We start from the raw sequence: 14151 nt of genomic DNA on the forward strand, positions 1-14151 counted from the left end.
CTCCCTTGCGACCACAATCGTGACGCAGGCCACAAGCTGGGCGAGGATCGGGTCCGACCAAGGAGGACCCATGACGTCCAGTGCACGCAAGGCCACGCTCGTGGCTCTGGTGCTCGCCCTGCTCGCCGGCACCGCCGGCTGCGGCGTGACCCGGGGCGGCGACGACCCCAACAACCGTCGCCTGCGGATGATGATCCCCAACAGCCCCGGCGGGGGGTACGACCTCACCGGTCGCGCCGCCGTGAAGGCCATGGAGGACGACGACATCACCGGCCGCTTCGAGATCACCAACGTGATCGGGGCGAGCGGCACGGTCGCGATGCAGCGGCTCATGAACGAGCGCGGCTCCGACGACGTCATGCTCACGATGGGCCTCGGCGTCGTCGGTGCGGTCTACACCAACAAGTCCAAGGCCACGGTCGACAAGGCCACGCCCATCGCCGGCGTCGTGGCGGAGGCCGAGGGCATCCTCGTGCCGGCCGACTCGCCGTACAAGGAGCTCTCCGACCTCGTCGACGCCTGGAAGAAGGACCCCAAGGGCGTCACGATCGGCGGCGGCTCGTCGCCGGGCGGCCCCGACCACCTCTTCCCGATGCAGCTCGCGCAGGAGATCGGCATCTCCCCGCGCGACGTCAACTACATCTCCTACGACGGCGGTGGTCCCCTCACGACGGCCCTGCTCGGCTCCAAGATCGACGCCGGCATGTCCGGGCTCGGTGAGTTCCAGGGCCAGATCGACAACGGCTCGCTGCGGGTCCTCGCGGTGAGCGGCGCGGAGCGCCTCGAGAACGTCGATGCGCCCACCCTCATGGAGGCGGGCGTCGACATGGAGTTCCTCAACTGGCGCGGCATCCTCGCGCCGCCGGGGATCACGGAGGAGGAGAAGGCGGCGCTCGTCGAGATCGTCACCGAGATGCACGGGACCAAGGAGTGGAAGGCCGCGCTCAAGCGCAACGGCTGGATCGACAACTTCTCCGTCGGCCAGGACTTCGAGGACTTCCTCGAGGAGCAGAACGACCGGGTCGCCTCGACCCTGAAGGAGCTGGGACTCGCATGACCACCACCGAGACCACCACACCCGTCGCGCCCGACGGGACGACGCGCAAGGACGTGGCCCAGTACGGGCTCGCCGGGTTCCTCCTCGTCGTGGGGATCGTCGTCCTGATCGACGCGGCCGGGCTCTCCGACGGCTTCGCCGACCAGCCCGTCCAGCCCTACGCCTTCCCCTACGTCGTGGGCGCGGTCCTCGTGCTCCTGTCAGGACTCCTGGCCGTGGCCACGTGGCGTGGCGACGTGCCGGAGGAGGACGACGGCGAGGACGTCGACCTCACGCAGGGCAGTGACTGGGCCACCGTCATCAAGCTCGGCCTGGTCCTCGTCATCGTGATCGCGACGATCGACTTCCTCGGCTGGGCCATCGTGGGAGCGTTCCTGTTCGCCGCCTCGGCCCGCGTCCTGGGCAGCCGCACGCTGATCCTGGACGTCGGCATCGGCACCGCGCTCTCCCTGCTGACCTGGTACGGCTTCTACTCCGGCCTCGGGATCCCGATCCCCGCCGGCGTCCTGGACGGGGTGCTCTGATGGATCTCCTCCTCGAAGGCTTCGCCACGGCGCTCACGCCGGAGAACCTCATGTACGCCGTCATCGGCGTCCTCCTCGGCACCGCGGTCGGCGTCCTGCCCGGCATCGGTCCGGCCATGACGGTGGCCCTGCTGCTGCCCGTCACGTTCAGCGTCCCGCCCACGAGTGGACTGATCCTCTTCGCCGGCATCTACTACGGCGGCATGTACGGCGGGTCCACGACGTCGATCCTCCTGAACACGCCAGGGGAGTCCTCCTCGGTGGTCACGGCGCTCGAGGGCAACAAGATGGCCAAGTCGGGGCGGGCGGCGCAGGCCCTCGCCACGGCGGCGGTCGGCTCGTTCGTGGCCGGCACCATCGGCACGCTGCTGATCGTGCTCCTGGCGCCCAACATCGCCGACGTCGTCGTCAAGCTCGGTGCGCCGTCGTACTTCGCGATCATGGCGCTCGCGCTCTTCACGGTCACCGCCGTGCTCGGGTCGTCGAAGATCCGCGGCTTCATCGCCCTGTTCATCGGGCTCGCCATCGGCCTCGTGGGCACCACCACGGGTCAGCAGCGCATGACCTTCGGCAGCCCGCAGCTGGCCGACGGGATTGACGTGGTCGTCGTGGCCGTCGCCGTGTTCGCCATCGGTGAGGCCCTGTGGGTCGCTGCGCACCTGCGCAGCAAGCCGCTCGACGTCATCCCCGTGGGACAGCCGTGGATGAGCCGCGACGACTGGGGCCGCTCCTGGAAGCCCTGGCTCCGTGGCACCGCGTTCGGGTTCCCGTTCGGCGCGCTGCCGGCCGGTGGCGCCGAGGTGCCCACGTTCCTCTCCTACATCACGGAGCGTCGTCTCACGAAGCACCCTGAGGAGTTCGGCAAGGGCGCCATCGAGGGCGTGGCCGGACCCGAGGCGGCCAACAACGCCTCCGCGGCCGGCACCCTCGTGCCGCTGCTCGCGATCGGTCTGCCCACCACGGCCACGGCCGCGGTCATCCTCGTGGCGATGCAGAACTACGGCCTGCAGCCCGGTCCGCAGTTCATGGACGCCCAGCCCAAGCTGGTCTGGGGCCTGCTCGCGAGCCTCTTCATCGCCAACACGCTGCTGCTCGTCCTGAACCTGCCCCTGGCGCCGGTCTGGGCCAAGCTGCTGCAGATCCGTCGGCCGTACCTCTACGCGGGGATCCTGTTCTTCGCCTCGCTCGGCGCCTACAGCGTGAACTTCCAGGCCTTCGACCTCGCGCTCCTGCTCGGGATCGGCATGCTGGGCCTGGCGATGCGGCGCTTCGCCATCCCGGTGCTCCCGCTCATCGTGGGAGTGATCCTCGGCCCCAGGCTCGAGGAGCAGCTCACCCAGGCGCTCTCGATCTCCCAGGGAGACGTCAGCACCCTGTGGAGCGAGCCAGTCGCCGTCGTCGTCTACATCGTCATGGCGATCCTGCTCGTCGGCTCGGTCGTCATGTCGCGCCGCACCACCCCGCCCGCCCCCACCCGCACGGAGGACGCATCCATGGACGTGAACGCATGACCATCGTCATCGCCTACGGGACCGACCAGTACGGCCGCGCGGCCCTGGCGCACGGAGCGGCCCAGGCCGAGCTGCGGCGCGAGGACCTCGTCGTGGTCAACGCCACGCGCGGTGACTCGCTCGTCGACCGGCGCTACGCCGACGACGCCGAGATCGAGCGCATCAAGGCCGAGCTCCAGACGCTGGGGCTCTCGGTGAGCATGCGCCACGACGTCGTGCCCGACGTGGCCGACGCCGTGATCGAGGTGGCCGAGCAGGTCGACGCCACGTTGATCGTGGTGGGCGTCAAGCACCGCTCACCCGTGGGGAAGGCGCTGCTGGGCAGCGTCGCCCAGCGCGTCATCCTCGACGCCGAGTGCCCCGTGCTCGCGGTCAAGCCCGACCCGCTCGCCGACACCGTCTGACGCCGTCCCGACCGGAGATGATGCTTTGCGGTAGCCACAGCCACCGCAAAGCATCGTCGCTCGTCGGCCCGCCGTCGGTGTTGATGCATCCGGGTAGCCAGGGCTACCCGGATGCATCATTTCTCGTCGGTGGAGGCGGGGGTCTCGTCGGCTGTGGCCGAGGGGACGGCGCAGACCCCGTCGACGCACACGGCGTCGTCGGCTCCTGGCACCATCTGGAGCGGCCCGGTCATGCCTCGACCCCGGCGGCCTGCTCCAGGGCGCCGAGCAGGACCTGGGGGTCCTGGGCGCCGGAGACGCCGAGGCGTCCATCGAGCACGAAGAACGGGACCCCGCTGATGCCGTACTCGAGGGCCTGCTCCTGGTCGGCGCGCACGGCGTCGAGGTAGCGGCCGGACTCCAGCGCCGCCCGCGTGACGTCGCGGTCGATCCCGACCTCGGCCGCCAGCTCCACGAGGTCGTCGATGCGTCCCACGTGCCGGCCCTCCTCGAAGTACGCCTTCAGGAGACGCTCCTTGAGCTCCACCTGCACGCCGTGCTCCTTGGCGAGGTGCAGCACCTGGTGCGCGAGGACGGTGTTGGTGTGCTGGAGGGACCCGAAGTCGTAGGCCAGGCCCTCGGTGGCCGCCAGCTGAGTCATCTGCTCGAGCATCGACGCCGCCTGCTCGCGCGGCATGCCCTTGTGGGCGGCCAGGAAGTCGGCCTCGCCGCCGGCGAAGTCCACCGGCGTCTCGGGGGAGAGCTCGAAGCTGTGGTACTCGATCTCGACCGCGCCGCCGCGCTCGGCGAAGGCCGCGACGGCCGTCTCCATGCGGCGCTTGCCGACGTAGCACCACGGGCACGCGATGTCGGACCAGACGTCGATCTTGACGGGCGCGGGGGCGGAGGGGGTGTCTGTGCTCACGTCGGGTCCAACACCTGGTCCCGGGAGATGATTCCGGCGCTCCGATGCGCGATCATGGACGCATGACCATCGTCGTCGGATATCGCGCTGACCAGTTCGGAGAGGTGGCGCTCGAGCACGGCATCACCCGGGCGCGGGCCACGAGCTCGCCGCTCGTGCTCGTGTGCGTCTCGCGCGAGGACGGACGGCCCACGCTCAAGGCCGACGAGCTCGAGCAGCTGCGCGCCGAGATCCGCGACAAGACCGGCACCGAGGTCTCGGTCCGTCAGCCCTCGGGCGACGACACGTCGGAGGAGATCCTGACGGTCGCGCGCGAGGTGAAGGCCGGGCTCATCATCATCGGTCTGCGGCCGCGCACCGCGGTCGGCAAGCTCCTCATGGGCAGCACGGCGCAGCGCATCCTCATGGACGCGCCGGTGCCGGTGCTCGCGGTCAAGCCGGGGCAGGCGGCCGCCGCCGTCCTGTGACGCGTTCACCGGGCGTTCACGCCGTCGTGGGACGGTGCCGCCCGTGCCCGAAGCCCTGACGGTCCCGCCGACCCTGCTCCGGGGTGCCGAGGCACCCGCGCCGCGCACCCTCGTCGAGATCTTCCGAGCGACCCTCGCGGACGCTCCCGACGTCCCCGCCCTCGACAACGGCTCCCGCGTCCTCACGTACGCCGAGCTCGAGGAGGCCGCCACGGCGGTGGCCACCGACCTCGCCGACGTCGGCGTCGGGCGGGGTGACCGGGTCGGCGTGCGCATCACGTCGGGCACCACCGACCTCTACGTGGCGATCCTCGGCGTCCTGCACGCCGGAGCCGCCTACGTGCCGGTCGACGTCGACGACCCCGACGAGCGCGCCCGCACCGTCTTCGGCGAGGCCGGGGTGGCCGCCGTCATCGGCGACGACCTGCGCATCTCCACGGCGGGATCGCCCGGCGCGCCCGTCCGCGTCGAGGACCCCGAGCTCACCGACGACGCCTGGATCATCTTCACGTCCGGCTCCACCGGCACGCCCAAGGGCGTGGCGGTCCAGCACCGCTCCGCCGCCGCGTTCGTCGACGCCGAGGCCTCGATGTTCCTCCAGGAACATCCGCTCGGCCCCGGTGACCGCGTCATGGCCGGGCTGTCCGTCGCCTTCGACGCCTCGTGCGAGGAGATGTGGCTGGCCTGGCGCTACGGTGCTTGCCTCGTGCCGGCCCCGCGCTCGCTGGTGAAGAGCGGCACCGACCTCGGGCCCTGGCTCGTGGCCAACGACGTGACCGTGGTCTCCACCGTCCCCACGCTCGTCTCGCTGTGGCCCACCGCCGCGCTCGACGCGGTCCGGCTGCTCATCCTCGGGGGAGAGGCGTGCCCGCCCGAGATCGGCCTGCGCCTCGCCACGCCCGGCCGGGAGGTGTGGAACACGTACGGTCCCACCGAGGCCACGGTCGTGGCGTGCGGGGCCCGCGTGCACGCCGACGAGGTGGTGCGCATCGGTCTGCCTCTGGCCGGGTGGGACCTCGCCGTGGTCGATGCCGAGGGTGTTCCGGTGGCCCCGGGGGAGCCGGGCGAGCTGATGATCGGCGGGGTGGGCCTGGCGCGGTACCTCGACGCCGACAAGGACGCCGAGAAGTACGCGCCCGCGCCGGCCCTGGGCTGGGACCGCGCCTATCGCAGCGGCGACGTCGTGCGGTTCGACGGCGAGGGCCTCGTCTTCCAGGGCCGCGCCGACGACCAGATCAAGATCGGCGGTCGCCGCATCGAGCTGGGCGAGATCGACGACGCCCTGCTGCACCTTCCCGGCGTCGTGGCTGCCGCAGCCGCCGTGCGCACCACCTCGGCCGGCAACAAGGTCCTCGTCGGCTACGTGACGGTCGACGGCACCTTCGACGCCGGGACGGTCGGGGTCCTCCTGCGGGAGCGGCTGCCTGCGTCCAACGTCCCGCGCCTCGCCGTCGTCCCCACCGTCCCGGTCCGCACGTCGGGCAAGGTCGACCGCGACGCGCTGCCGTGGCCCGTCGCCGCGCCCGAGGCCGAGGTCCGCCTCGAGGGGACCGCCGGCTGGGTCGGCGAGCTGTGGCTCGACATCCTCGGTGCGGTCGTGTCCCGGCCCCAGGACGACTTCTTCGCACTCGGCGGCAGCAGCCTCATGGCGGCCCAGCTCGTGGCCCGGCTGCGGGAGCGCTTCCCGGAGGCCACCGTGGCCGACGTCTACGAGCACTCGTCCGTGGCAGGGCTCGCGGCCCACCTGGATGCCATGCAGACGCCCTCCGGCGCCCTGAACCGCAGCGTCCCGCCCGTGCCGCTCAAGACCCAGCTCGGACAGCTGGTCCTGCTGCTGCCGTTCCGCGCGGCCGCCGGCCTCCGCTGGCTCACGTGGGTCGGGCTGGGGGTCCTCGCGGCCCGCTCGGCGTGGGGCTGGGCGTGGCTGCCCGAGGTCCCGTGGGTCGCCGTCGTCATCGGCCTGGTGGTCCTCGTCTCTCCCGTCGGTCGCATGGTCCTGGCCGTGGCGGGCGCCAGGCTCCTGCTGCGAGGCGTCGAGCCCGGGGAGCACCCGCGAGGCGGCAAGACGCACCTGCGGCTGTGGGCCGCCGAGCGCTGGGTCGACGAGGTGGGCGCGGAGTCGCTCGCGTCGTCCGGACTCGTCAAGACCCAGGCGAGGCTCCTGGGCGCCACGATCGGCAAGGGGGTCGACCTGCACACGGTTCCTCCTGTCACCGGCTGGCTCACCGTGGGCGACGGGGCGTCCGTCGAGCCCGAGGTGGACCTGCGCGGCTGGTGGATCGACGGCGCCACGCTGCGACTGGGCCCGGTGAGGATCGGCGAGAGCGCCCGCATCGGCGTGCGGAGCCTGGTCGGCCCCGGAGTCACGATCGGCGACGACGCCGAGGTCGTCGCCGGCTCCACGGTGCTGGAGGACGTCCCGGAGGGGCAGTACGCCGCCGGAGCGCCCGCCCGCGTCGTCGGTGAGTCCCGCGGCCCGCTCCTGGCCGAGGAGGCTCCGCTCCGTCCACGCTGGGCCGTGGCCTACGCGCTCACCGGTGCGTTCCTGGCGAGCCTGCCCCTCCTGGCGGCCGTCCTCGCGCTCGCCGCCTTCTCGCCCCTGCTCGACGGTGCCTCCGGTGCGGGAGACGCGCTGGCGCGGGCCCTCGTGCTGCTCGTCCCGTTCGCCCTGCTCACGATGCTGGTGCTCGCGACCCTCGTGCTCGTGATCGTCCGCCTCCAGTCGCTCGGGCTGAGGCCGGGTCTGCACGCCGTGCACGGTCGTCAGGCGTGGCAGGCCTGGACCGTGTTCCGGGTCCTCGACGAGGCCCGCACGTGGCTGTTCCCGCTGTACTCCAGCTCGCTCACGCCCGTCTGGCTGCGCCTGCTCGGTGCCAGGATCGGGCCCGACGTCGAGGCGTCCACCGTCCTGATGCTGCCCTCCATGACCACGGTCGGCGAGGGTGCCTTCCTGGCCGACGACACGATGCTCGGCATGTACGAGCTCGGCGGCGGATGGCTGCGCGTCGAGCCCGTCAAGATCGGCCGGCACGCCTTCGTCGGCAACTCCGGCATGACGGCTCCCGGTCGCAAGGTCCCCAAGCGGGGACTCGTGGCCGTGCTGTCGGCGGCGCCGCGTCGCACCGAGGCGAAGAAGGGCACGTCGTGGCTCGGCAGCCCGCCCACCAAGCTCCGCCGCTCCGTCGAGGAGGTCGATCGGACCCGCACGTACGAGCCGCCCCTGCGCCTGCGAGCGGCCCGGGCCGGCTTCGAGCTCGCCCGGCTCGTCGCGGTCGTCCTCGACGTGGGCCTCGTCCTCGGGTGGGCCACGGCCCTGCTCGCCGTGGCCGACGGTGTCGGCTGGTGGCTCGCCATGGTCCTGGCCGGACCGATGCTCGCCGTGGCCGGTCTCGTCGCCGCCACCGTCGCCACGGCGGCCAAGTGGCTCCTCGTCGGTCGGGTGCGGGCGGGGGAGCACCCGCTCTGGAGCACGTTCGTGTGGCGCAACGAGCTGGCCGACACCTTCGTCGAGGTCCTGGCCGCCCGCTGGTTCTGCGGGACGGTCTCGGGAACGGTGCTCCTGACCGCCTGGCTGCGCACCCTCGGAGCGTCGATCGGGCGGGGTGTGTGGTGCGAGTCGTACTGGTTGCCCGAGGCCGACCTCGTCCACCTGGGCGACGGGGTCACGGTCAACCGGGGCTGCGTGGTGCAGACCCACCTGTTCCATGATCGGATACTCAGCATGGACACGGTCGAGCTGCACAGCGGCGCCACGCTCGGCCCTCACGGGGTGGTCCTGCCGGCGGCGTCGGCGGGACGTCATGCCACGGTCGGCCCCGGATCGCTCGTCATGCGTGGGGAGTCCGTCCCGGCCCGCACGCGCTGGATCGGCAACCCGATCGGACCCTGGAACGCATGAGCGGGACCGGTCCGGCCCGAGCCGTGCAGCGTGATCCCGTCGACCACCGCTACGTCCCCGGTCACGGCGACCGGCGCTACGGGGTCTCCGCCTACGAGCTCTCCCTCACCTACGTCCCCGAGAGCAACCGCCTGGAGGGCACGGCCGTCCTGCACGTGAGGGCCGAGCTCGACACCACGTCGCTCGTGCTCGACCTGCACCGTCTCCGGGTCTCCAAGGTCCTCGTCGACGGCAGGCGACCCGCCAAGTTCGCGCACAAGGGCGACCACCTCACCATCACGACGCGGGAGCCCGTCACGGCCGGGACCGAGCTCGTCGTCGCGGTCACGTACTCGGGCTCCCCGAGGCCCATGCCCGGTCTCGACGGTGAGGCCGGCTGGGAGGAGCTCGAGGACGGCTCGATCGTCGCGTCGCAGCCCCACGGGGCCCCGTCCTGGTATCCCTGCAACGACCGGCCGTCCGACAAGGCCCGCTACGACGTCTCGGTCTCCGTGCCCCACGGCTACGGCGCGGTCGCCAACGGCCGCGCCGAGCCCACGCGGCGCGGCGCGGGCACCGTCACCCACCGGTACGTGCAGGACGAGCCCATGGCCTCCTACCTGGCCACGGTGCACGTCGGACGTCTGGTCACGCAGGACGACGACGCCGACGTCCCGCTCCGCATCGTCTCGTCGCGCGAGGAGGCCGCCACCGCGCTGAAGGCCCTGCGGCGCCAGCCCGAGATGCTGGCCTTCTTCGCCGACCGGTTCGGCCCGTACCCCTTCGCGGCCGGCTACACGACGGTCGTCACCGACGACGAGCTGGAGATCCCGCTCGAGGCCCAGGGCCTCTCCATCTTCGGCTCCAACCTCATGACCGACGAGTGGGACGCCCAACGTCTGGTGGCCCACGAGATGGCCCACCAGTGGTTCGGCAACTGCGTCACGCTCCGCACGTGGAACGACATCTGGCTCCACGAGGGCTTCGCGTGCTACGCCGAGTGGCTGTGGTCCGAGGAGAGCGGTGGCCGCTCGGCTCAGGAGTGGGCCGAGCACCACTGGCGCCGGCTCGACGCCCTCGAGCAGGACCTCGTGCTGGCCGACCCCGGACCCGACCTGATGTTCGACGACCGCCTCTACAAGCGCGGGGCGCTCACGGTCCACGCCCTGCGCACGACCGTCGGCGACGACGCCTTCTTCGGGCTCCTGCAGCTGTGGACCAAGCGGCACCGCCACTCCAACGCCTCGACGCTCGAGCTCGAGCAGCTCATCTCCGACGTCACCGACGTGGACGGTGCGGCGTTCCTGGAGCCGTGGCTGCGCCGTCCGGAGCTCCCTCGACTTCCCTGAACCGCACGGTCACCGGCGCGTGGGTGGCGAGCACGACGACCAGCCCGTGACCGACGGCGACCGTCGTCATGAGGCCGTCGCGGGAGGGTCCGCGAAGTCCGGTGCCGGCCAGCTTGCCCCGCGCCTCGGCCGTCACCCACGCGAGGGTGGGGTCGGCGGCAGGAGGCAGGTCGGCGGCTGCGAGGGCGTCCGCGTCCACGGCTCCGCGCTGCTCCGCGTCGATCCCCACCGGGACCCGCGCCGCGGCCACCACGGCCTGGGCTCCGGCCCGCGCGAGGCTCACGTGGACGTCGGGACGACCGGTCACGAGCGGCCGCCCATGGCGCGTCGAGCCGCAGGCCGGACAGTGCCGCCCGAGGGACACGGCCGTGCCGGCCGTCTCGGACGCGAGGTGGGTCGCCCAGGCGTCGACCAGGTCCCGTTCGACCAGCGCGATCTCGACGACGTCCACCGCCCCATGGTCCCAGGCCCCCGTCGCGCGGTCCCTGCATAGGATCGGGGCGACCGTTCCAGACCTTGGAGGAATCCGTGACCGCAACCGGCGGTGCCGTGCTCGACGACCTGCAGGCGCGTGGACTCATCGCGCACTCGACCGACCTGGACGCCCTGCGCGCCCAGATGGACGAGGGGCCGATCACGTACTACGTGGGCTTCGACCCCACGGCCCCGAGCCTGCACGTCGGGAACCTCCTGCAGATCCTCACCGCACGCCGGCTCCAGCTGGCGGGGCACAGGCCTCTGCTGCTGGTGGGCGGGTCCACCGGACTCATCGGCGACCCCAAGGAGGCGGGGGAGCGGGTGATGAACACCAAGGAGACCGTCGGCGACTGGGTCGAGCGCATCCGCGGCCAGGTGTCGCGGTTCGTCGACCTGGACGGACCCTCGGCCGCCACGCTCGTCAACAACCTCGACTGGACCCAGGGGCTCAGCACGATCGACTTCCTGCGCGACATCGGCAAGCACTTCCCGGTGAACCGGATGCTGGCCCGCGACGTCGTGAGCAGCCGCCTCGAGAGCGGCATCAGCTACACCGAGTTCAGCTACGTGCTCCTGCAGTCGCTGGACTACCTCGAGCTCCACCGTCGGCACGGGTGCGTCCTGCAGACCGGTGGCAGCGACCAGTGGGGCAACATCACCGCCGGGGTCGAGCTCGTGCGTCGCTCGGAGGGGGCCAAGGTGCACGCCCTCGCGACCCCGCTCATCACCAAGGCCGACGGCACCAAGTTCGGCAAGACCGAGTCGGGCACGGTGTGGCTCGACCCCGCCCTCATGAGTCCGTACGCCTTCTACCAGTCGTGGATCCAGGCCGAGGACGCCAAGGTGGGGGAGTACCTCAAGCAGTTCACCTTCGTGCCGCTCGACGAGATCGACGCGCTCCTCGTGGAGCACGTCGAGAAGCCCGGGCTCCGTCTGGCCCAGCGTCGCCTCGCCGCCGAGGTGACCGCCCTGGTCCACGGGTCCCAGGAGGTGGCCGCCGCCGAGCTCGCGTCCACGGCGCTGTTCGGCCGCGGAGACCTGGCCGAGCTGCCGGAGTCCACCTTGGCTGCTGCCCTGCGCGAAGCAGGCGCCGTGGACCTTGCAGTGGCCGATGCGCCGACGCTGACGGACGCCCTCGTGGCTGCCGGCCTGGTCGACTCGAGGTCGGCTGCCCGGCGTGCGGTGAGTGAGGGAGGCGCCTACGTCAACAACGTCCGGGCGGAGGATCCCGAGCTGCTGCTGGCCGACGCTCCGCTCCTCCACGGCTCCTGGCTCGTGTTACGGAAGGGAAAGCGCGGCATTTCAGGCGTTTTTCTGAATCGCTAGCGAATGTGACGGGCGTCACCCGCTCTCGATTTGCCACGTCAGGCGAATCTGCGTAATGTTCTTCTTGTTGCAGAGAGCGACGGAGAGCAAGGCGGGAACGCCGGGCGATCGGGTCTCGCAGCCACTCGAACCGAAACAGTTAACGCCAGGACCGCCAAGGGTTTCACACCCAGCGTCCGGAAACTAGCTGCTGACAACGGAGAGTGAACGTGGCAGGAGCCGGTTTGACCGGGATCCGCAAGACCATGTAAGTTGGACGAGTTGCCCCTGAGGCGCCTCACCGGAAACGGGAAGCGCTAGGGTGTGCGTCTGATCCTTGAGAACTCAACAGTGTGCCAAAAGTCGACGAGATTAATCAAAGTAATACCCCCGTCGATGACTGAGAAGCTTCGGCTTCTCGATCAGCGATGGAAACAATTCCGACAATTTATTTGTCAGCAAATAGTTTGTCGGGATCGAACAGAATGTTGAATTTTCAACGGAGAGTTTGATCCTGGCTCAGGACGAACGCTGGCGGCGTGCTTAACACATGCAAGTCGAGCGGTAAGGCTCCTTCGGGAGTACACGAGCGGCGAACGGGTGAGTAACACGTGAGCAATCTGCCCTTCTCATCGGAATAAGCGTTGGAAACGACGTCTAATGCCGAATATGACCTCCTTTCGCATGATCGGAGGTGGAAAGCTCCGGCGGAGAAGGATGAGCTCGCGGCCTATCAGCTAGTTGGTGAGGTAACGGCTCACCAAGGCGACGACGGGTAGCCGGCCTGAGAGGGTGACCGGCCACACTGGGACTGAGACACGGCCCAGACTCCTACGGGAGGCAGCAGTGGGGAATATTGGACAATGGGCGAAAGCCTGATCCAGCAACGCCGCGTGAGGGATGACGGCCTTCGGGTTGTAAACCTCTTTCAGCGGGGACGAAGCGAAAGTGACGGTACCCGCAGAAGAAGGACCGGCCAACTACGTGCCAGCAGCCGCGGTAATACGTAGGGTCCGAGCGTTGTCCGGAATTATTGGGCGTAAAGGGCTCGTAGGCGGTTTGTCGCGTCGGGAGTGAAAACTCAGGGCTCAACCCTGAGCGTGCTTCCGATACGGGCAGACTAGAGGTATGCAGGGGAGAACGGAATTCCTGGTGTAGCGGTGGAATGCGCAGATATCAGGAGGAACACCGGTGGCGAAGGCGGTTCTCTGGGCATTACCTGACGCTGAGGAGCGAAAGCATGGGGAGCGAACAGGATTAGATACCCTGGTAGTCCATGCCGTAAACGTTGGGCGCTAGGTGTGGGGACCTTCCACGGTCTCCGTGCCGCAGCTAACGCATTAAGCGCCCCGCCTGGGGAGTACGGCCGCAAGGCTAAAACTCAAAGGAATTGACGGGGGCCCGCACAAGCGGCGGAGCATGCTGATTAATTCGATGCAACGCGAAGAACCTTACCTGGGTTTGACATATGCCGGAAAGCTGCAGAGATGTAGCCCCCCTTGTGGTCGGTATACAGGTGGTGCATGGCTGTCGTCAGCTCGTGTCGTGAGATGTTGGGTTAAGTCCCGCAACGAGCGCAACCCTCGTTCTATGTTGCCAGCACGTAATGGTGGGGACTCATAGGAGACTGCCGGGGTCAACTCGGAGGAAGGTGGGGATGACGTCAAGTCTTCATGCCCCTTATGTCCAGGGCTTCAAGCATGCTACAATGGCCGGTACAAAGGGCTGCGAAACCGCAAGGTGGAGCGAATCCCAAAAAGCCGGTCTCAGTTCGGATTGGGGTCTGCAACTCGACCCCATGAAGTCGGAGTCGCTAGTAATCGCAGATCAGCAACGCTGCGGTGAATACGTTCCCGGGCCTTGTACACACCGCCCGTCACGTCATGAAAGTCGGCAACACCCGAAGCCAGTGGCCCAACCGTTTACGGAGGGAGCTGTCGAAGGTGGGGCTGGCGATTGGGACGAAGTCGTAACAAGGTAGCCGTACCGGAAGGTGCGGCTGGATCACCTCCTTTCTAAGGAGCATTTGGCCGGCTGGTTCATTCCAGACGGTCCATTGTGCTGATCACGAGCGAATGTCTCGTGCAGCACAGCTCACTAGTGGACGTCGACTATTTGGCTTGTCGCCCGCCGAACATCGTCAGTACACCTGCTTGCAGGACGGAACCTCGATGGAAAGTAGCGACAACTCAGGCACACTGTTGGGTCCTGAGGGATCAGCCTTCGGGCAGTTTCCTCGGACCGCATATCCCCTCGAACCGCTCGGTTCTTCCTAC

At 69.5% G+C, this 14151-nt stretch carries 10 protein-coding genes and 1 rRNA gene; 9 read left to right on the forward strand and 2 right to left on the reverse strand.

What is annotated here, in order from left to right; all coding sequences use genetic code 11:
- Positions 1-70: 70 nt before the first annotated feature.
- Genes ASD11_RS04640 through ASD11_RS04655 form a run of 4 tightly spaced genes read left to right on the forward strand, consistent with a single transcriptional unit; the run spans position 71 to position 3496 of the window.
- Positions 71-1057, forward strand: a complete 987-nt coding sequence (locus ASD11_RS04640) for a Bug family tripartite tricarboxylate transporter substrate binding protein (RefSeq protein ID WP_056283936.1) — start codon at positions 71-73, stop codon at positions 1055-1057.
- On the forward strand, positions 1054-1581 hold the full coding sequence (locus ASD11_RS04645; RefSeq protein ID WP_056283939.1) for a tripartite tricarboxylate transporter TctB family protein: 528 nt from the start codon (positions 1054-1056) through the stop codon (positions 1579-1581). The genes ASD11_RS04640 and ASD11_RS04645 overlap by 4 nt, the downstream gene beginning before the upstream one ends.
- Positions 1581-3092 carry a tripartite tricarboxylate transporter permease gene (locus ASD11_RS04650; RefSeq protein WP_056283942.1) on the forward strand — a complete coding sequence of 504 codons (1512 nt, stop codon included), beginning with the start codon at positions 1581-1583 and terminating at the stop codon, positions 3090-3092. The genes ASD11_RS04645 and ASD11_RS04650 overlap by 1 nt, the downstream gene beginning before the upstream one ends.
- Entirely contained in the window at positions 3089-3496 is a 408-nt protein-coding gene (locus tag ASD11_RS04655) for a universal stress protein (RefSeq protein ID WP_056283944.1), read from the forward strand. Before ASD11_RS04650 ends, ASD11_RS04655 begins: the two co-directional genes overlap by 4 nt.
- A gap of 229 nt (positions 3497-3725) precedes the next feature.
- Here the strand turns inward: ASD11_RS04655 and ASD11_RS04660 are convergent, their stop codons facing one another.
- A complete protein-coding gene (locus ASD11_RS04660; protein WP_056283946.1) occupies positions 3726-4400 on the reverse strand; it encodes a DsbA family oxidoreductase in 675 nt (224 codons plus the stop codon).
- A gap of 62 nt (positions 4401-4462) precedes the next feature.
- Here ASD11_RS04660 and ASD11_RS04665 point away from each other — a divergent pair, with 62 nt between their 5' ends.
- From ASD11_RS04665 to ASD11_RS04675, 3 genes are read left to right on the forward strand one after another with little or no spacing between them, the layout of a single operon-like run.
- Positions 4463-4867, forward strand: a complete 405-nt coding sequence (locus ASD11_RS04665) for a universal stress protein (protein WP_056283949.1) — start codon at positions 4463-4465, stop codon at positions 4865-4867.
- 43 nt (positions 4868-4910) lie between these two features.
- Positions 4911-8765: a Pls/PosA family non-ribosomal peptide synthetase gene (locus ASD11_RS04670; protein WP_235503236.1), complete on the forward strand. Its 3855-nt coding sequence runs from the start codon at positions 4911-4913 to the stop codon at positions 8763-8765.
- Positions 8762-10093 carry a M1 family metallopeptidase gene (locus tag ASD11_RS04675; RefSeq protein ID WP_082554171.1) on the forward strand — a complete coding sequence of 444 codons (1332 nt, stop codon included), beginning with the start codon at positions 8762-8764 and terminating at the stop codon, positions 10091-10093. The genes ASD11_RS04670 and ASD11_RS04675 overlap by 4 nt, the downstream gene beginning before the upstream one ends.
- Here the strand turns inward: ASD11_RS04675 and ASD11_RS18040 are convergent.
- Complete coding sequence (locus ASD11_RS18040) at positions 10023-10544, reverse strand: hypothetical protein (RefSeq protein WP_156464593.1); 522 nt, start codon at positions 10542-10544, stop codon at positions 10023-10025. The genes ASD11_RS04675 and ASD11_RS18040 overlap by 71 nt on opposite strands.
- A 77-nt stretch (positions 10545-10621) precedes the next feature.
- Here ASD11_RS18040 and tyrS point away from each other — a divergent pair, with 77 nt between their 5' ends.
- Both tyrS and ASD11_RS04690 read left to right on the forward strand, forming a co-directional pair.
- Positions 10622-11896: a tyrosine--tRNA ligase gene (gene tyrS, locus ASD11_RS04685; RefSeq protein WP_235503237.1), complete on the forward strand. Its 1275-nt coding sequence runs from the start codon at positions 10622-10624 to the stop codon at positions 11894-11896.
- A 475-nt stretch (positions 11897-12371) separates the two neighbouring features.
- Positions 12372-13890, forward strand: a 16S ribosomal RNA gene (locus ASD11_RS04690).
- Positions 13891-14151: the final 261 nt, after the last annotated feature.

Origin of the sequence: Aeromicrobium sp. Root495, from assembly GCF_001426755.1 — a bacterium.
Taxonomy (GTDB): domain Bacteria; phylum Actinomycetota; class Actinomycetes; order Propionibacteriales; family Nocardioidaceae; genus Aeromicrobium.

Bases quoted from the DNA above. Each gene is read 5' to 3' on its own strand.
- ASD11_RS04640 (WP_056283936.1), top strand. From the start codon at position 71: ATGACGTCCAGTGCACGCAAGGCCACGCTCGTGGCTCTGGTGCTCGCC.
- ASD11_RS04645 (WP_056283939.1), top strand. From the start codon at position 1,054: ATGACCACCACCGAGACCACCACACCCGTCGCGCCCGACGGGACGACG.
- ASD11_RS04650 (WP_056283942.1), top strand. From the start codon at position 1,581: ATGGATCTCCTCCTCGAAGGCTTCGCCACGGCGCTCACGCCGGAGAAC.
- ASD11_RS04655 (WP_056283944.1), top strand. From the start codon at position 3,089: ATGACCATCGTCATCGCCTACGGGACCGACCAGTACGGCCGCGCGGCC.
- ASD11_RS04665 (WP_056283949.1), top strand. From the start codon at position 4,463: ATGACCATCGTCGTCGGATATCGCGCTGACCAGTTCGGAGAGGTGGCG.
- ASD11_RS04675 (WP_082554171.1), top strand. From the start codon at position 8,762: ATGAGCGGGACCGGTCCGGCCCGAGCCGTGCAGCGTGATCCCGTCGAC.